We start from the raw sequence: 17,633 nt of genomic DNA, 5'->3' as shown, positions 1-17,633 counted from the left end.
ATGGAACGTCGATGCCTACGCCTGCCAATGCCACCCCGGCCGCCCCCGCCGACGAACGCCTGCCGCTCCTCTTGAGCCTGAACGGCGGCTACGTCGACACGCTGGGATTCATCGCGCTGCACGGCCTGTTCTCGGCGCACGTCACCGGCAACTTCGTCACCATCGGCTACGCGCTGGGCAACGGCGCCTCGGGCGCCTGGACCAAGCTGGCGGCGCTGCCGGTGTTCTGCCTGGGCGTGTTCCTGGCGCGCCTGTATGGCCAGGCGCGGCGCGAGGCCGGCAAGCCGGCCTTCATGCGCCTGCTTACCGTCAAGACGCTGCTGCTGTGCGTGGCGGCGGCGCTGGCCGTGAGGCTGGGGCCGTTTCCGATGGGCGACAGCTGGGGGCTGTTCGCCACCGGCATGACGCTGGTGCTGGCGATGTCGATCCAGAACGCGGTGCACCGGGTGCACTTGGGCGCCGCGCCGCCGTCGACGCTGATGACCGGCACCACCACGCAGATCATGCTGGACCTGGCGGACACGGTGCGCGGCGAGGCCGACGCGGCGGCCGGCCGGCGCATGGGGCGCATGGGCCGCGCCGTGCTGGCGTTCGCGGTCGGCTGCGGCGCAGCGGCCCTGCTGCACGTCGGCATCGGCCTGTGGGCCTTTGCGTTGCCGCCGCTGGTGTCGCTGGCGGGCCAGGCGCTGGCGCGCGCCTACCCGGGCTGACGCGCCTGGTCCGGCCGCCGCGCGGCGGAAGGATCCTGCTTGCGGGCGTCCTGCGGCGGCTGGCCGCGGCCACGCAGCCGGCGCGCGATGTAGTCATAGGCCAGCACGCCCGGCGTGCGCATCACCAGGAACAGCAGCACCCCGAACAACAGGACCAGCACCACGGCGCGCAACGAGATCATGGCGCGCTCCCGTTCGGCTCGGCGCGCAGGTGGCGCCGGATGGTGCGCGAGAAGCCGATGGAATCCTCGCCCAGGATCGGCGGGATGCCGACGAAACCGCGCTCTCGCAGGGTCTGCAGCGGCAGGCTGGTATCGAGGCCGCCCTGGTCGTAGAGGTATTCGGGCAGATAGCCGGATAACAGGATCCGGTAGTCCAGCGGCAGGCCGGGCACGATGGCCCGCACCATGCGGTAGACCAGCGTGGTGCAGTTGGCGGTGACCGTGTGATAGAAGCGCGGCGTGTCGGCCAGCGCGTTGGCCGTGCGCACGTACGACAGGAACAACTCGCGCATCGCGTCCACCGGCATCTTCACGGGATAGAGATAGACGTTCTCGGCGCGCGGGCCGGCGCGAACGTAGAGCACGTCGCGCTCATCGGCCGCCACCACGCTCAGTTCGAATTTCTTGAAAAAGCCGCCCAGTTCCGAGAACTGCTCGCCGCGCTCCTTGCGGATCTCGACCGAGAAGACGACATGGCGGCCGTCGGCGAAACCGAAGGACACCAGCGTGTGGGCGATGGCCGGACCGTCCCAGTACGACAGCGCCATGTCGACCGACTGCAGGGTGGCGAGGTCGTAGACGCGGGTTTCCCAGCGCGGCGTGTAGTCGGCGTCCGAGCGCCATTTGAAGTCGCGCACGTTGTCCAGCGTGACGATGCTGCCGGCGACGCTGCCGCGCAGCGTGCGCGCGACGTCGTCGGCCCAGACCCGGTCATTGGACGGAGCGATGCCCTGCCACCACGCCGCCAGCGCCAGCAACGCCAGCAGGTAGGCCCACAGCGCGGGCCGGCGGCGCAGGCGGCCAGTGCCATGCCACAGCCGCAGCAACGCATACAGCCCCAGGGCGACCCACAGCAGCATCAGCAGCGCCTTGCCCCAGGCGGCCGCCGGCCCCTGGTACCAGAACGCCAGGCAGGCCCATGCCATGGAGAACAGCATCAGCAGGCTGAGCGCGACCCGGCCCAGCACCCGCAGCCAGCGCCAGGCCCGGCCGGGCCGCGCGCGGTCAGGCACCGGCGCCATGCTGGCTCACGATTTCCAGCACGCCGTTGATGACGAACTGCACGCCCATGCACACCAGCAGGAAGCCCATGATGCGCGAGATGGCCTCGACCCCGCCGTTGCCGATCAGGGCGACGATGCGGCCGGCCGAGCGCAGGCAGATCCAGAACAGCAGGCCCAGCAGCGCGAAGACGATGATCGGTGTGACGGCGATGGTCCAGGCGGGATATTCGCTGGCGGCCTCGCTGCCCACGGTCGAGGCCGCGCTGATGATCATGGCGATGGTGCCCGGCCCCGCCGTGCCCGGCAGCGCCAGCGGCACGAAGGCGATGTTGGGCACCTGCCGGTGGATGGCCACGTCGGCGGCCACGTCGGCTTCGCGCTCGTCGCTGGCCGCGGCGGTGGCCGACGGAAACAGCATGCTGAAGCCGATGCTGACGACGATCAGGCCGCCGGCGATACGCAGGCCCGGGATCGAGATGCCGAAGGTGGCCATGATCCAGGCGCCGGCATAGTACGTGACCAGCATGATGCCTACGACATAACAGGCGGCCTGCCGGATCTGGCGTTCGCGCTCTTTGTAGGGAATGTGCTGCCCCAGGGACAGCAGCATGGTCATGGAGGTCAGGGGATTTGCCAACGGCAGCATCAGCGCCAGGCCCAGGCTGACCAGCTTGCCCAGTTGAACCAGATCATCAATCATCGCGGCGGAGGAAAAAACGGCGGGTCGGGACGGGTGAGCAACGCATTCGCGCAAGGGCGTCGATGGCGCTACACCGCACAGTGTAATGTAAGCAAAGGAAAACATCCGTACTAACCCTGTGCCCCGCACCGGTACGATGCGCGCTTGGCCGCCTGCGGCCCATCATCCCTGACAGGAATTCTTCGTGACCGACGTTCGTTTGCGCTGGCTGCCCGCCGCCCTGCTTCTCGCGTTCACTCCCTTTGCCGCATCCGTGGCGGCCGGCATGGATTGCGCCCAGGCGCGCACATCCACCGAAAAGGCCCTGTGCGCCGATGCCGGGCTGCACCAGCTCGACGCCGAGCTGGGCGCGGTCTACGGCGAGCTGCGCGCGGCCCGGCCGCAGCAGGCCGATGCCTTGCGCCAGGCCCAGCGCGGCTGGCTGAAGCAGCGCAACCTGTGCGGCGCCGACGGCGACTGCCTGCGCCAGCGCTATGAAACGCGGCTGGCCGAATTGCAGGGGCAACTGCGGCGCGCCCAGGGCTACCAGCCCGACGCCACCGACAAACTGGCGCTGGAAGACCTGCGCCAGGCGCTGGACGCGGCCCGCCAGAAAGACCCGGAAATGCCGCTGGAAACCGTGCTGGCGGCGTTCTCGACCCAGGCCGACTCGACCACGTTCGCCAACGTGCGCGCCGCGGAGGGCGATGACCAGGCGCGCCTGCCCGCCGAGCGGCCGGCGGGCGTGACCGAGGACGAATGGCACGCCGTGCTGGCGTCCGGCCTGGACGCCGATAGCGACGCCGAGGGCGGCAACGTCTCCTATACCTTGCTGGACCTGGACGGCGACGGCCAGCGCGACTTGGTGGTCGATACCTACATCGGCGGCACCGGCCTGTTCTCCGACGTCGGCGCCCTGCGCCGCGACGGCGCGCGCTTCGTGCCCGCCGATGCCAACGGCGCGCCGGACGCCGGCGGCTCGCTGTACACGATCAACGGCCGCGGCGCCAACCAGTCGGGCGACTGGATCCGCCTGCGCGGCCGGGTCTACGCCACCTACCGGGTCGGCAACTACGGCGAAGACCGCCTGTATCTATTGCGGCCGCTGCACCGCGTGGGCGATGTGCCGACGCTGACGGTGCGCTACCGCTATGACCTGTCTGTGCCGCGACAGCAGAAGCGGCAGGACTCGGGCGCGGCCAGGACGCTGGACGAAACGCTGCACGCGGCGTTGACCCATGCGCTGGCCGGCCTGGCGCCGGGTCCGGCCAAGGGCGATGCGCCCGGCGACAAGCCGCTGTGCCCGGTGCCGGCCGGCACCAGCCTGGACGAGCGCGAGACCTACAACGGCTACGGGCCCGGGCATTACAGCTACGAGACGGTCGGCGACCTGACGGTGCAGGTCGGCCCGCGCTGCTACGTGGGCCGGGTGGTGGACTGGTTCGGCGGCTACAGCGCCAAGGACGGCCTGGCCGCGCAGCTCTGGATCCGCGATCCGGATCCCGACGGCAAGCAGGACGCGTTCGACCTGCGCGGCAAGCGCCGCGCGGTCGATATCGAGACGTCGATCGGCCCGGTGCAGGGCGACAACGGTATCTGACCGGTCCAAGCCGGCAGCGCCTGGCAAGCGCCGGCGGCCACGCCGCCCGCGCCGGCTTCGCACATTGACCGTCAGGCCTCAGGCCGGCGCCAGTGGCGCGCCGCCAGCGCCAGCAGGCGCTCGTCGGCGCCATCGGCCGCCACCAGTTGCAGGCCCACCGGCAATCCGTCGACCCAGCCGGCCGGCAAGGCGATGGCGGGCAGGCCCAGCAGGTTCCAGGGATTGGTCAGGCCCAGCAGGGTCTCGCGCACCCCGGCGCTGCCGGGACCGGCCACGCTGCGCTGCTGCAGCGCGGGCGCGGTGATCGCCACCGCCGGCAGCGCCAGCACGTCCACCCGCTCGAAGATCCCGGCGAACACCGTGCGCAGATGGGCGCGCGTCTTGAGCGCGCGCACGTATTCCCAGCCTTGCACGGGGCGCGACGCGCGCAGGCGCTCCAGCACTTCGGGATCGTATTTGCCGGGCTCCTGCTCGACCCGCTCGGCGTGCACTTCGTAGGCTTCCGAACGCTGCACCGCGCCCAGGGCGGCCTGCAAGGCGCGGGCGTGGCGCGTGACTTCGGCGCCATCGAGCAGCACGCCGCCAAAGCGCTCGGCCGCGGCCCGCGCGCAAGCGGTGACCGCCGCGTCGTCGATGGCGAACGGCGCGTTCGGCACCCACATCATGCGCGGCGCGGCCGGACCGGGATCGGCGCCCAGGCCGATCGCGCCGCCGGTCAGGGCCTGCATGAAGACCTGCGCGTCCTCGACGTGGTTGGCCAGCACGCCGGCGTCCTCGATGCTGGGCGCCAGCGGGAACAGCCCGCGCGCCGAGACCCGGCCATGGGTCGGCTTGAAGCCCACCAGGCCGCACAACGCCGACGGCACGCGCACCGAACCGCCGGTGTCGGTGCCCAGCGCCACCGGCACCATGCCGGCCGCGACCGCGGCCGCGCTGCCGGCGCTGGAGCCGCCGGTGATCTGGCTGGTGCGCCAGGGGTTGCGCGAAGCGCCCTGCACGCTGCGGTCGCCGGTGGGGCCGTAGGCGAATTCATGCGTCAGGGTCTTGCCGATGACGATGGCGCCGGCCGCGCGCAGCAAGGCCACGCACTCGGCGTCGGCCTCGGGCCGATGGCCTAGGAAGTGCGCCGCGCCCATGGTGGTGGGCATGTCGCCGGTGTCGACGTTGTCCTTGATGGCGACGGGGATGCCGTGCAGCGGTCCGCGCACCTGGCCCCGGGCGCGCTCGGCGTCCAGCGCGCGGGCCGCGGCCAGCGCGGCCTCGACGTCGACGTGCACGAAGGCGTTGACGACCGGGTTCAGGCGCTCGATGGCCGTGGCCGCGTGGCGCACCAGCGCCTCGGCGTCCAGCGCGCCCTGGCGCATGGCGTCCTGCAGGTCGGCCAGCCTGCGGCCGGCGAAGAAACCGGGTTCGACGGCCAGGGCCGGGGCGGTATTCGATTGCGGGTTCATTGCACGGCTCCCTGGCGGCTGGCGGGCAGGCACGGACCGACGCCCGGGCGCACCTGCAACATGGCGATCATACCCACCGCGGTGGCGACCGAGGCGGCCACGAACATCACCGAATAACCGTGGCGCACGGCCAGGTAACCGGTCAGCGTCGGCGCCAGGATCGAGGCGATGTTGGCGAAAAAGTGCATCAGGCCGCTGAAGGTGCCGACGCGGCTGGCGGGCGCGGTGTCGATCACCACGGCCCAGTAGACCGAGTTGGGCATGGCGTTGAGCGCGTTGGCCAGCGTCATCAGCGCGATCACGGCGAACACCGACTGCGCCTGCGAGACCATCAGGAAGCACAGCGTGGTGGCCAGCAGGCAGCCGGCGGCGAACCAGCTGCGGGCGATCTTCAGGTTGCCGGTGCGCTTGGCCAGCATGTCGGAAATGCGGCCGCCCAGCAGCACCGTGACGCAGGCGCCGGTCCAGGGAATCATGCCCATGTACCAGAGCGACGACAGGCTGTAGCCGAAGGTGTCCTGCAGGTACTTGGGGGTCCAGGTCAGCAGCAGGAAGTTGACGTAGTTGAACGAGAAATAGCCCAGCGTGTTCAAGAGCAGGGTCTTGCTGCGAAAGAAGCTCCACCACGGCAGCGCCGGCGCGTCGCCCTGCGCGGCGGCCTGCTCGGCGCGCGCCGCCTGGATCTCGCGCAGTTCGGCCGGCGACACGCGCGGGTTGGTGTCGGGCCGGTCGGTGAAGATGCGCATGAACAGCACCAGCACGATCAGGCCGGCCGCACCCAGGATGTAGAACATGGCGCGCCAGCTGCCGGTCAGGCTCAAGAGGCCCACCGCCACCGGCGCCGTCAGCAAGGCGCCCAGCGGCGTGCTGAGCAGGCCGAAGCCGACCACGAAGCCGCGTTCGCGCGGCGTGGCCCAGTTGGCGATGGTCTTGTTGATGATGGAGTACGCCGGGCCTTCGGCCGCGCCGAACAGGATGCGGATGGTGGCGAAGCCCGCCAGCGCCGAGCCGCCCAGGAAGGCCAGGCCGAAGTCGCCGGCCCAGGCGGTGGCGATCTCGAAGATCGACCAGGTCACGCCGGCCACGATCCAGACCTTGCGCGGGCCGAAGCGGTCGGCCAGCATGCCGCCGAACAGCGCGCCGACCATGTAGCCGTAGCCGAAGTAGCCCAGCACGGCGCCCCAGTCGCCACGGTCCAGGCCGTACTCGCCGGTGATGTGGGCGGCGGCGTAGGACATGGCGCCGCGGTCGATGTAGTTGATCAGTGCCAGCAGCACGACCATCGTGAAAATTCGGTAACGGAACCGGGAGTTCCGGGATTCAAGAGTCATTGCGATCAATCCAGTCGATTTACCCAAACGTTTGGGTTGCGCAATGCTAAGGGGTCGGAAAACAAAAATCGACACCGTGTAAACCCTAGGTTGCCGCGAAAGACCCTAAGACGGTATTCGTGCGTGTATCCTCCAGCCCCATGAACAAATCCCGCCCTGTCACGCTGCAAAGCCTGGCGCGGCAGCTCGGTCTGAACGTCTCGACCGTGTCCCGCGTCCTCAACGGTTCCGACGACGACGCGCGCGCCGCCGCCGCGCCGGACACGGTCAAGCGGGTCCGGGCGCTGGCCGCCGAACTGCAATACCGGACCAATCCCCACGCAGCCAGCCTCAAGACGCGCCGCAGCCGCACCATCGGAGTGCTGGTGCCGCGCCTGTCGGACATGGTGCTGGCCACGATCTACGAAGGCGTGGACGAGGCGGCGGCCGAACACGGCTACCTGACCTTCGTCTCCAACACCCAGGACGAGCCCGACAAGCAGCGCAAGCTGATCGACATGGCGCTGGCGCGGCGCGTGGACGGCCTGATCCTGGGCGACGCCCACAGCCACGACGGCGCGGCGCCCAATCCGCTGCTGGCCGAACTGGCGCAACGCGACGTGCCGTTCGTGCTGGTCAGCCGCCACGCCGACGACCACTGCGCCGTGACGTGCGACGACATCGAGGGCGGCCGCCTGGCCGCCGAACACCTGCTGGCCATGGGCCACCGGCGCATCGCGGTGATGGTGGGCGAACCGTTCGCCAGCACTGGCCGCGACCGCTCGGCGGGCTTTTTCGCCGCCTGTGCGCGCCGCGGCGTCGAGGTGCCCGCCGAGTGGCGCATCGAGAGCCCGTTCGACACCGACGCCGGCCGCCACGTGGGCGCGCGCCTGCTGGCCGGCCCGGACCGCCCCACCGCCATCTTCGCGGTCAACGACTTCCTGGCGGTCGGCGTGATGGGCGCGGCGCGCGAACAGGGCCTGGAGGCCGGCCGCGACGTCGCCGTGGTGGGCTACAACGACACGCCGCTGGCGGGCGCCCTGCCCATCGGCCTGACCACCGTCCACTCGCCCATGCACCAGATGGGACGGCTGGGCCTGGAACTGTTGCTGCAGAAGATCGACGGCGGCGCACCGGGCAGCGTGCGGCTGGCGCCGTCGCTGGTGGTGCGCGGCAGCAGCGATCGGCCGATACCGGGCTGAACCGCGCCAACAGGCCCGCCCGCCGGCCGCATGACCAACCGCCAAGCCCGATCGGCCCGGATGATCGCCGCTTTCCTCAGCGCCGCGCCGGCTTGACCGCCCGCGTCGCCAGGAACGTCGGCAGGTAGCGGTCGATCAGGAAGCGCGGCCGTGGCTGGCGGTCTTCATGGAAACCGGCCAGCAGGAAGCCGGCGTCGAGCTGGCCGCCGATCTGGTCCTGCAGGCTGTGGCCGAACACCAGCGCCTCGCCGCGGTCGCGCTTGGCCTGCAACGCGTCCGCGCCAAGCGCCATGGTGTCCGCGTACGGCAAGGCATGCACCGGCCGGATCAATCCGTCCTGCGCATAGCGCGGGTCGCGGTCGCCGACGAACACCACCGGGTTGTAGAAACTGGACAGCAGGCTGCCGCCGGGCCGCAGCACGCGAAAGCACTCGCGCCACACCGGCCGCACGTCGGGCACGTAGAGGTTGGAGATCGGGTGGAACACCACGTCGAAGGACTGCTCGGCAAACGCCGACAGGTCGCGCATGTCGCCCTGCACGGTGGCCAGCGCCAGGCCGTCGCGGGACGCCACGGCGCGGTCCTGCGCCAGCTGGCGCTCGGACAGGTCGAACACGGTGACGTCGGCGCCGGCCGCGGCCAGCACCGGCGCCTGCTGGCCGCCGGCGGACGCCAGGCAGAGGATGGCCAGGCCCTTCACCTGGTCGAGCCAGCCGGCCGGCAACGGGCCGGGCGTCAGGCGCACGGCCCAGTCGCCGCGGCGGGCGGCGGCGATGATGTCGGGGGTGACGGGGCGCGACCACTCGCAGTCTTGCGCGGCGAGCTGGTCCCAGGCGGCCTGGTTGTGGGCGATGAGGTCGAACGGATCGTGTGCGGGCATGAAGCCTCCGGAGTCGTGATGCGGACAGGGCCGCGCGGGGCGCGGCTGGCGGGCGGGCGAGTTGGCGCAACAGGCCCGGCGTGGAGACCCGGCATCACGGACGGCGCGGCCCGCTCGTCGGGCGAGGCGGGCGCGTCAGCGGATGGGGGTCGCTTCAGGCAGCGAGGATCACGTCGTCATACTCCGGTGGGATGTCGGCCATTCTAGCGCATGGCGCGGCGGCGCATGCCCACAGGTGCCGGCGCGCGGAGAGCGGCAAGGACATGCGACGGCAAGCCCCGTCCGCCAAGGCGATTCGCGGACCGGATATCATGATCGTCCCCAAGACAACGTCTTCTGATCCACGCATCCACGCCATGAGCACGTCATCCCCCACGCTCGTCGACATCGGCGGCCAGCGCGTCCTGCAATACGGCGAGACCGGCCCCATGCTGGCTACCGGCCAGGACACCAACGACCTGATCAGCGCCGCCTGGGAACACGAGGCCGCATGGCTGGTGCTGCCCGCCGCGCGCGTGCATCCCGACTTCTTCCGGCTGGAAACGCGCATCGCCGGCGAACTGATCCAGAAGTTCGTCAACTACCGCCTGCATTGCGCGGTCGTGGGCGATATCTCGGCGCACCTGGCCGCCAGCAAGTCGCTGCGCGACTTCGCCTACGAGACCAACCATGGCCGCGTGTTCTGGCTGCTGGACGACATGGCGGCGCTGACCGCGCGATTGACGGCAAGCCAAGGCTGAACGCGGCGGCGTCGGGTCGACCCGGCCCGCGCGCCACCGCCGCCGGTTACCCCACCGTCCGCTCGACCGCCAGCGGATGGAAACAGGCCACCGTGCGCTCCCCCGCCCCCGCCAGCGCCGGCACCTGCTGCTTGCAATCGGCCTGCGCCCGCGCGCAGCGCGGATGGAAGGCGCAGCCCGGCGGCAGGTGCGTGGGCGCGGGAATCTCGCCTTCGATGCGCGCCAGCCGGATGCGCGCCCGCGGGTCGGGCACCGGCGAGGAATCGCGCAGCACCCGGCTATAGGGATGCAGGGGGTGGTCCAGCACCTGCGCGGTGGGCCCGCGCTCGATGATGCGGCCCAGGTACATGACGCAGACCGTATCGCAGAAATGGCGCACCACGCCCAGGTCGTGCGAGACGAACACGAACGACAGGCCGCGGTCGCGCTTGAGCCGTTCCAGCAGCTGCAGGATCTGCGCCTGCACCGAGACGTCCAGCGCCGACACGGGTTCGTCGGCCACGATCAGTTCCGGGTCCAGCACCAGCGCGCGGGCGATGCCGATGCGCTGACGCTGGCCGCCGGAGAACTCGTGCGGATAGCGGTCCAGCGCCGACAGCGGCAGCCCCACTTCCTGGATGGTCTGCTCGACCTTGGCGCGGATCCAGGCCGCGTCGCCGCGCCGGTGCACGCGCAGCGGCTCGGCCAAGGCCTGGCGCACCGTGCGGCGCGGGTTGAGCGAGGCGTAAGGATCCTGGAACACGATCTGGATGCGCTGGCGCAGCGCCCGCAACGCGGCCGCGCCGGCCTGGCGGATGTCGTGGCCGTCGAACACGATGCCGCCCTCGTCCGGCTCGATCAGCCGCAGCAGGGTGCGCGCCACCGTCGACTTGCCGCAGCCCGACTCGCCCACCAGCCCCAGCGACTGGCCGCGCGCGACGCTGAACGACACGTCGTTGACCGCCCGCACCGTCTGGCGGGGCCCGCCCAGCCAGCCGCCGCCGCTGTCGAAACGCTTGACCAGATTGCGTACCTGCAACAACTCGCTCATGCCACGTCCTTGTACGGTTCGGCGCGCACCACGCAGCGCACCTGGTGTCCCTGGCCGATGGCGGCCAGCGGCGGGCGGCTGCTCTCGCAGCGCGCCTGCCTGAGCCGGCAGCGCGGCGCGAAGGCGCAGCCGGCGGGCATGGCGGTGATCGCCGGCACGCCGCCGGGGATGGATTCCAGTTCCTGGTTGTCGGCATCCACCCGCGGCATGGCGCGCAGCAGCGCCTCGGTGTAGGGGTGGGTCGGACGCGCGAACAGCGTGTCCACGTCGGCGGTCTCGACCACCTCGCCCGCATACATCACCGCGACGCGGTCGGCGATCTGCGCCACCACGCCCAGGTTGTGGGTGATGAACAGCACGGCCATGCCATGCGCCTCTTTCAGGTCCGACAGCAGACTCAGGATCTGCGCCTGGATGGTCACGTCGAGCGCGGTGGTGGGCTCGTCGGCCAGCAGCACGCGCGGCTTGCAGGCCAGCGCCATGGCGATCATGACGCGCTGGCGCATGCCGCCGGAGAACTGGTGCGGATAGTCGTCGAAGCGGCGCGCGGCGGCGGGGATCTTGACCTCCTCCAGCACCGCCAGCGCCTGGCGCCGCGCCTCTTTCCACGACACGAGCCGATGCAGCCGGATGGCCTCGGCGATCTGGTCGCCCACCGTCATGGTGGGGTTCAGCGACGTCATCGGTTCCTGGAAGATCATGGCGATGGCCTCGCCGCGCAGCTTGCTCATCTGCTTCTCGGACAGGGCCGTCAGGTCCTGGCCGTCCAGCAGCACCTGGCCGCCGCCATGGCGCGCGCCGGCGCCGGGCAGGAGGCGCAGCACCGACAGCGCGGTCACGCTCTTGCCGCTGCCGGATTCGCCCACCACCGCCAGGGTTTCGTTGCGGCCGACGCTGAGCGACACGTCGCGCACCGCGGCATGCCAGGCGCCGCCGGCGCGGAATTCGGTGCGCAGCGCGCGCAGTTCCAGCACGGGAGCTTGGGTCTCGGGATTCATGAACGCTCCGAACGCAGCTTGGGGTCGATGGCGTCGCGCAGCGCGTCGCCCAGCAGATTCAGCGCCAGCACGGTCAGCAGGATGGCGACGCTGGGGAACACCGTCAGCCACCAGGCGTCCAGGATGTTCTCGAAGCCTTCGCGGATCATGCCGCCCCAGGTGGCCGCCGGTGGCGGCACGCCCAGGCCGATGAAGCTGAGCGAGGCCTCGGTGCGGATGGCCGACGCCATCCACAGCGAGCCCAGCACCACCACGTCGGACACCATGTTGGGCAGGATGTGCACGCCCATCAGGCGCAGCGGGCCATAGCCCAGCGCCCTGCCCGCCTCGACGAAGTCACGCTGCTTGAGCGCGATGGTGGGCGCGCGCGCCACCCGCACGAACGGCGCGATCTCGGTGATGGCGATGGCGATGATCAGGTTTTCCAGGCTGGCCCCGAGCATGGCGGCCACCATCAGGCCCAGCAGCAGCGTGGGAAACGACAGCAGCACGTCGACCAGGCCCATGATCAGCTGGTCCACCAGGCCGCCGACGTAGCCGGCCAGGATGCCGAGCGCCGAGCCGATGCACATGGCGATCAGGATGGCGACGAAACCCACCAGCAGCGACACGCGGGCGCCGTAGATCAGGCGCGACAGCACGTCGCGGCCGTAGCTGTCGGTGCCCAGCCAGAACTCGGCCGAGGGCGGCTCCAGCCGGTAGGCGATGTTCTGCTGCAGCGGATCGTGCGGCGCCAGCCACGGCGCCAGCACGGCGGCCAGCACGATCAGCAGCAGCAGGCCGATGCCGACCCACGACAGGCGGTTGCGGGACAGGGCCTGCCACAAGGCATTGGGGCGGGCGGGGGAAGCGGCGGCGATGGCGCTCATTGGTATTTCACCCTCGGATCGACCAGCCCGTACACCAGGTCGGTCAGCAGATTGACGACGATCACGCACGACGCGAACACCACCATCAGCCCCTGCAGCAGCGTGTAGTCGCGGCTGTTCAGGGCGCCCAGGATCAGCTTGCCCAGGCCGGGACGGTTGAACACGATCTCGGTCAGCACCGAGTTGCCGATCAGCGTGCCGAAGTACAGGCCCACCACGGTGACGATGGGGATCAGCGCATTGCGCAGGCCGTGCCGCACCACCAGGCGCCAGGGCCGCACGCCCTTGGCGCGGGCGGTGCGCACGTAGTCCTCGCCCATCACGCCCAGCATGGATGAGCGCGTCACGCGCATGACATAGGCCATCATGATCAGGCCCAGGTTGAAGGCCGGCAGCACCAGGTTGCGCAGTTGCGTGCCCCAGTCGCTGCCGCCGCCGCTGCCGATCACCGGGAACCAGCGCAGCTGGATGGCGAACACCAGCAGCATCAGGATGGCCGACACGAAGGCGGGAAACGACAGCCCGGTCAGCGACAGCAGGCGGCCCAGGTAGTCGGGCCAGGCGTTGCGGCGCAGCGCCGCCCAGATGCCCAGCGGCAGGCCGAAGGCCACGCCGATCAGGATGGCGGCGGCGGTCAGCTGCAGGGTCCACGGCAGCACCAGCGCCACCTCCTGCAGCACGGTGCGGCCGCTGGCCATGGAGACGCCGAAGTTGCCCGTCAGCATGTCGCCCAGGAAGCGGCCGTACTGCACGTAGGTCGGCAGGTCCAGGCCCAGCCGCAGGCGCAGCGCGGCCAGGGCCTCGGCGCTGGCCTGGTCGCCCAGCATGACGGCGGCCGGGTCGCCCGGCACCAGGCGCACCAGGATGAAGACCGCGGTCAGCATCGCCAGCAGCGTGGGGATCGCCAGCAGCAGGCGCTTGATGGCGTAGCGCATCATGATGCGTGCTCCTTGGCCGGCGGCGACATCAGCCGCTCGGCCCGCAGGTTGCCGATGGCGCGCGCGGTGTGGCCGCGCAGCGCCAGGTCCGCCAGCGCCGCGCCCACCACCGGCACCAGCTCGAAGCCATGGCCCGAGAAACCGAAGGCGTGCAGCACGCCGGGCGCGTTGGGCGACGGGCCGATCACTGGCAGCATGTCGTCGGTCTTGGCCTCCAGCCCGGCCCAGACCCGCACGATGCAGATGTTGCGCACCGCCGGGAACAGGTCGGTGGCGGCGTGCGCGCCCTTGGCCAGCACCCGCATGCGGGCGGTGGAGGTCTCGCGGTCCAGGTCGGGAATGCCCTGCAGGCCGCCGCCGATCACCAGCGTGCCCTGGTCCGACTGCTTGAACGACAGCGAGCGGCCCATGATGGCCACCACCGGCTTGATGAAGGGCCGCAGGCGTTCGCTCACCATCATCATCGAAGACTTGGTCGCCAGCGGAATCTCGTCGCCCGCCATCGCCGCGATGCGCGCCGACCAGGCGCCGGCCGCGTTGATGACGCAGGGCGCGGTCCACGGGCCGGCCTCGGTCAGCACGCGCCAGTCCTGGCCCTGCCGTTCCAGGCCGGTGACACCGCAGTGCTCGATGATGGTCACGCCGGCCTGCTCGGCGCTGGCGCGAAAGGCGCGCAGCGCGCGGTGCGGGTCGGCCGCGCCGTCGCGCCGGGCGATCGACGCGCCCAGGCAGTGCGGGCTCAGGTCCGGCAGCAGGCGGCGCAGTTCGTCGGGGCCGATCAGTTCCTCGTGGCTGTAGCCGCGGGCGCGCAGGTCGGCGACGCGCGCCTCCAGCTTGGCCAGCGCGGCCGGCGTCTCGGCCACGCAGATCTGGCCGTTGGCGTGAAAGCCGCAGTCGTCGCCCACCAGCGAAGCCATGGCGTGCCACATGTCCATGGCCTCCAATGACAGGTCCAGCTCGCCCAGGTCGCGGTTCAGCGTGCGCACCCCGGCGGCGGTGGCGCCCGAGGCGTGCCGCCCCACCCAGTGTTTCTCGACCACGACCACCCGCCGGCCCTCGCGCGCCACATGCAGTGCGGCCGACAGGCCATGCAGGCCGCCGCCGATCACGATCACATCGCAATGCCTTGCGCTCATGCCTGTTCTTCCTCGATGTCCAGCGATGCCAGCTCGCCCAGCGTCAACGGCTTGAGCGGCGGGCGGATGCGGTAGAAGCCGACCTCGGCCACCGGCCGTTTCTGTTCGGCGGCGACGATGTGGGCGATGGTGTAGCCGCACTGGCGGCCCTGGCACGGCCCCATGCCGGCGCGGGTATACGACTTGATCTGGTTGGGACCGGGCTGGCCGATGGCGGCGGCGCGGCGGATGTCGCCGGCGGTCAGTTCCTCGCAGCGGCAGACGATGGTGTCATCGGACGGCGCGAAGATGCCGGCGCGCGGCGGATACAGCGCGTCCAGCATCGGCCGCAGCCGCAGCAGTCCGGCCAGGCGCGCGCGCAGCGGCGCGGCCAGCGCGTCGGCGGCGGGCTGCGCCAGGCGGCCGGCGTGCAGCGCGACGCCCGCCGCCACCAGTTCGCCGCGCACGCAGGCGGCCTGCGCGCCGCCGATGCCGGCGCCGTCGCCGGCCACGTAGATGCCGGGCCGGCTGGTCTGCCCCCAGGCGTCCAGGTCCGGCGCCAGGCAGGCCTGTTGCGCATTCCAGCTGTGGGCGCATTCGAGCGCGCGGGTCATGTGGATGGACGGCACCACGCCCTCGTGCGACAGCAGCACGCTGGCCGGCGCCCGAGCGGTGACGCCGCCGGCGGTGTATTCGATTTCCCGCAGACGATCGTCGCCCAGCGCGCGCAGCGCCGTCACGCCGCGCACGCGCTTGACGCCGGCGGCGCGGATCTCGCGCAGCCAGGCCAGGCCCTTGCTGACGTCGCCCCAGGCCGACAGCGCGTCGCCCAGCCACGGCAGCGCGCGGCGCCAGCCGCCGGGCGGCGAGGTGTCGAGCCAGCCGGCGACCTTGCCGCCGGCGCGCAGCAGCTGCGCCATGTACAGCAGCGGCAAGGGGCCGCTGCCCGCCACCCAGACGGGCTCTGCCGGCACCTGGCGCGAGGTCTTGAGCAGGATCTGGGCCGCGCCCACGGTCAGCACGCCCGGCAGGGTCCAGCCCGGGAACGGCGCGGGCCGTTCCTGCGCGCCCAGCGCCAGCACCACGCGGCCGGCCCGCACCACCTCGGCGCGGCCCTGGCGCGTCATGTAGACGTGCCAGTCGGGTTCGATCTGCCAGACCTGGGTATCGGGTTCGTAGAACGCGCCACAGGCGCGAAAGCGCTCGGCCAGGCCGGCGCCGGCGCGGTACTCGTCGCCCAGCAGGCGGCCGGTGGGCGTGGCCGCCACCGCCTCGACCGCGCGCCAGATCTGGCCGCCCGGCGTCGGCTGCTCATCCACCACCAGCACCGTCAGGCCCTGCGCGCGCAGGCCGATGGCCGCGCTCATGCCGGCCGGGCCGGCGCCGATCACCACCACATCGAATTCACGTTTCATGGCAGCACGCTCCGCTTGCCGAACTGGCGTTCCACGCGCATGCCGTCGCGCACGGTGACCAGGCAGGTCTGGGTCGAGGCCACGCCGTCGACGATGGCCAGGCAGTCGAAGCACACGCCCATCATGCAGAACGGGGCGCGCGGGCTTTCGTGCACCGGCGTGGTCCGACTGGCGGGCGTGCGCTGGCGCAGCAGCACCGCCGCGACGGTTTCGCCGGGGGCCGCGCTGACGGCTTCGCCGTCGATGGTGAGCGTCAGCGCGGGCGCGTCGGACTCAGGCAGTTTTCTGAACATTGAAGCGCTCATGGTGAAAGGCATCCAGGGAATCGAGCGGCGCGCCGCCGGCCAGCGCGCGGGCATAGGGCCCGGCGTGGAACGACGCCAGCGTCACGCCGGAATGGCAAAGCGCGATGGACACGCCATCGTGGGTCGGGGAATCGGCATAGACCGGGGCGCCGTCGGGCGTCATCACGCGCAGGCAGGACCAGTGGCGCACCAGCCGCGCGCCGGCCAGGCCGGGCAGGATGCGCAGCGCGTTGCGGCTCATGCGGGCGGCGGCGGCCGAGGTGGTGCCCAGGTCGTAGCCCACCTCCTCCTGCGTCAGGCCCACCATCACGGTGCCCTCGCCGGTCTGGCGCATGCCGCTGGCGGGCACCGGCAACAGCGGCGCCAGGCGTTCGGTCACGAGGATCTGGCCGCGCTGGGGCCGCAGCGGCACCGCCAGCCCGGCCATGGCGCCGAGCGCGGCCGAACCCAAGCCGGCGGCGATCAGCAGGCGCGGCGCGCGGGCGCGCAGCGCGCCGGCCGTCACTTCGACGCCGCCGCCCGGCAGGCTGGCGATGGCGCTGACCGCATGGCGGCTGCGCAGTTGCCCGCCGCGCCGCAGGAAGGAGGTCTGCAAGGCGGCCAGCAGGCGCAGTGGATTGACGTGGCCGTCCTGCTCGCCGAAGCTGGCGCCGGCCACGGCGTCGCCCAGCCGCAGGGACGGGAAGCGGCGCCGCAATTCGGCGCGGTCCAGTATGTGCGTACAGGCGGGGGCTTCGGGCGCCTGCCGGTGCCAGTGGCCGATGCGCTGGGCGCGGCTGACCAATTCGTCATCGCTCAGGCAGAAGTGCAGCCCGCCCCGGCATTCATAGTCCAGCGCGATGCCGCTGTCTGCCTGCAAGCGGCGCGCGAACTCGGGCCAGGCCTGCACGGCCTCGCGCGACAGGCGCTGGTAGGCAGGATAGCCGTGGCCCTTGCCCTGCAGCCACACCAGGCCGAAGTTGGCCTTGGCGGCGCGGTAATCGGTATCGGCGCCGTCCAGCAGCAGTACGCGGCTGCCCAGCGCGGCCAGGCCGTAGGCGGCGGCCGCGCCGACCATGCCGGCGCCGGCCACGATCACGTCGTAGTCATGCGCCATGGCGAAGCGTCCTTGCATCGTGTCCGGCCGCGCTATAACCTTCGCGACTGGCAAACCGGTTGCCGCCCTT

18 protein-coding genes are annotated in these 17,633 nt (G+C 71.4%); 4 read left to right on the top strand and 14 right to left on the bottom strand.

The genetic code is table 11. From position 1 onward, the window contains the following. The first annotated feature begins 11 nt into the window (after nt 1-11). Complete coding sequence (locus AC1HFW_RS04995) at nt 12-710, top strand: YoaK family protein (RefSeq protein ID WP_061071603.1); 699 nt, start codon at nt 12-14, stop codon at nt 708-710. On the opposite strand, the gene AC1HFW_RS04990 is transcribed toward AC1HFW_RS04995, so the two are convergent. Genes AC1HFW_RS04990 through AC1HFW_RS04980 form a run of 3 tightly spaced genes read right to left on the bottom strand, consistent with a single transcriptional unit; the run spans nt 698 to nt 2,635 of the window. Then, on the bottom strand, nt 698-892 hold the full coding sequence (locus AC1HFW_RS04990; protein WP_006394327.1) for a hypothetical protein: 195 nt from the start codon (nt 890-892) through the stop codon (nt 698-700). The two genes, AC1HFW_RS04995 and AC1HFW_RS04990, sit on opposite strands and share 13 nt — an antisense overlap. Continuing rightward, entirely contained in the window at nt 889-1,953 is a 1,065-nt protein-coding gene (locus AC1HFW_RS04985) for an Lnb N-terminal periplasmic domain-containing protein (RefSeq protein WP_479282093.1), read from the bottom strand. Before AC1HFW_RS04985 ends, AC1HFW_RS04990 begins: the two co-directional genes overlap by 4 nt. Beyond that, nucleotides 1,937-2,635, bottom strand: a complete 699-nt coding sequence (locus AC1HFW_RS04980) for a MarC family NAAT transporter (protein ID WP_006394325.1) — start codon at nt 2,633-2,635, stop codon at nt 1,937-1,939. The genes AC1HFW_RS04985 and AC1HFW_RS04980 overlap by 17 nt, the downstream gene beginning before the upstream one ends. A gap of 184 nt (nt 2,636-2,819) precedes the next feature. Here AC1HFW_RS04980 and AC1HFW_RS04975 point away from each other — a divergent pair, with 184 nt between their 5' ends. Continuing rightward, complete coding sequence (locus tag AC1HFW_RS04975) at nt 2,820-4,214, top strand: lysozyme inhibitor LprI family protein (RefSeq protein WP_479282091.1); 1,395 nt, start codon at nt 2,820-2,822, stop codon at nt 4,212-4,214. 71 nt (nt 4,215-4,285) lie between these two features. Here AC1HFW_RS04975 and AC1HFW_RS04970 read toward each other — a convergent pair whose 3' ends face one another. Beyond that, a complete protein-coding gene (locus tag AC1HFW_RS04970; protein ID WP_479282089.1) occupies nt 4,286-5,665 on the bottom strand; it encodes an amidase in 1,380 nt (459 codons plus the stop codon). Then, on the bottom strand, nt 5,662-6,996 hold the full coding sequence (locus AC1HFW_RS04965; protein WP_479282087.1) for an MFS transporter: 1,335 nt from the start codon (nt 6,994-6,996) through the stop codon (nt 5,662-5,664). The genes AC1HFW_RS04970 and AC1HFW_RS04965 overlap by 4 nt, the downstream gene beginning before the upstream one ends. Nucleotides 6,997-7,136: 140 nt before the next feature. On the opposite strand from AC1HFW_RS04965, the gene AC1HFW_RS04960 reads away from it, so the two are divergent. Further along, nucleotides 7,137-8,177, top strand: coding sequence for a LacI family DNA-binding transcriptional regulator (locus AC1HFW_RS04960; protein ID WP_061071608.1), 1,041 nt, complete (start codon nt 7,137-7,139; stop codon nt 8,175-8,177). 76 nt (nt 8,178-8,253) lie between these two features. Here AC1HFW_RS04960 and AC1HFW_RS04955 read toward each other — a convergent pair whose 3' ends face one another. Beyond that, nucleotides 8,254-9,057 (bottom strand): class I SAM-dependent methyltransferase, encoded by an 804-nt coding sequence (locus tag AC1HFW_RS04955; RefSeq protein WP_479282085.1) that lies wholly within the window; start codon nt 9,055-9,057, stop codon nt 8,254-8,256. A gap of 356 nt (nt 9,058-9,413) precedes the next feature. Here AC1HFW_RS04955 and AC1HFW_RS04950 point away from each other — a divergent pair, with 356 nt between their 5' ends. After that, nucleotides 9,414-9,797 carry a DUF4180 domain-containing protein gene (locus tag AC1HFW_RS04950; RefSeq protein WP_479282083.1) on the top strand — a complete coding sequence of 128 codons (384 nt, stop codon included), beginning with the start codon at nt 9,414-9,416 and terminating at the stop codon, nt 9,795-9,797. 46 nt (nt 9,798-9,843) lie between these two features. Here AC1HFW_RS04950 and AC1HFW_RS04945 read toward each other — a convergent pair whose 3' ends face one another. The 8 genes from AC1HFW_RS04945 to AC1HFW_RS04910 are packed head-to-tail and all read right to left on the bottom strand — an operon-like array spanning nt 9,844 to nt 17,563. Beyond that, a complete protein-coding gene (locus tag AC1HFW_RS04945; RefSeq protein ID WP_116521612.1) occupies nt 9,844-10,827 on the bottom strand; it encodes an ABC transporter ATP-binding protein in 984 nt (327 codons plus the stop codon). Beyond that, entirely contained in the window at nt 10,824-11,825 is a 1,002-nt protein-coding gene (locus AC1HFW_RS04940) for an ABC transporter ATP-binding protein (protein ID WP_479282080.1), read from the bottom strand. Before AC1HFW_RS04940 ends, AC1HFW_RS04945 begins: the two co-directional genes overlap by 4 nt. Beyond that, the gene (locus tag AC1HFW_RS04935; RefSeq protein ID WP_054432107.1) at nt 11,822-12,694 is read right to left on the bottom strand and encodes an ABC transporter permease; all 873 of its coding nucleotides are present in this window, start codon (nt 12,692-12,694) and stop codon (nt 11,822-11,824) included. The genes AC1HFW_RS04940 and AC1HFW_RS04935 overlap by 4 nt, the downstream gene beginning before the upstream one ends. After that, entirely contained in the window at nt 12,691-13,632 is a 942-nt protein-coding gene (locus AC1HFW_RS04930; protein WP_054475811.1) for an ABC transporter permease, read from the bottom strand. Before AC1HFW_RS04930 ends, AC1HFW_RS04935 begins: the two co-directional genes overlap by 4 nt. Then, the gene (locus AC1HFW_RS04925) at nt 13,629-14,768 is read right to left on the bottom strand and encodes an NAD(P)/FAD-dependent oxidoreductase (protein WP_479282078.1); all 1,140 of its coding nucleotides are present in this window, start codon (nt 14,766-14,768) and stop codon (nt 13,629-13,631) included. The genes AC1HFW_RS04930 and AC1HFW_RS04925 overlap by 4 nt, the downstream gene beginning before the upstream one ends. Then, nucleotides 14,765-16,162: an FAD-dependent oxidoreductase gene (locus AC1HFW_RS04920; RefSeq protein ID WP_479282076.1), complete on the bottom strand. Its 1,398-nt coding sequence runs from the start codon at nt 16,160-16,162 to the stop codon at nt 14,765-14,767. The genes AC1HFW_RS04925 and AC1HFW_RS04920 overlap by 4 nt, the downstream gene beginning before the upstream one ends. Next, nucleotides 16,159-16,455 carry a (2Fe-2S)-binding protein gene (locus AC1HFW_RS04915; RefSeq protein WP_061071615.1) on the bottom strand — a complete coding sequence of 99 codons (297 nt, stop codon included), beginning with the start codon at nt 16,453-16,455 and terminating at the stop codon, nt 16,159-16,161. Before AC1HFW_RS04915 ends, AC1HFW_RS04920 begins: the two co-directional genes overlap by 4 nt. Beyond that, nucleotides 16,436-17,563 carry an NAD(P)/FAD-dependent oxidoreductase gene (locus AC1HFW_RS04910; RefSeq protein WP_479286462.1) on the bottom strand — a complete coding sequence of 376 codons (1,128 nt, stop codon included), beginning with the start codon at nt 17,561-17,563 and terminating at the stop codon, nt 16,436-16,438. The genes AC1HFW_RS04915 and AC1HFW_RS04910 overlap by 20 nt, the downstream gene beginning before the upstream one ends. Nucleotides 17,564-17,633 lie beyond the last annotated feature (70 nt).

The sequence above is a fragment of the Achromobacter sp. ISS7 genome, from assembly GCF_056523125.1.
This window is presented reverse-complemented; position numbering and strand designations above follow the sequence as displayed.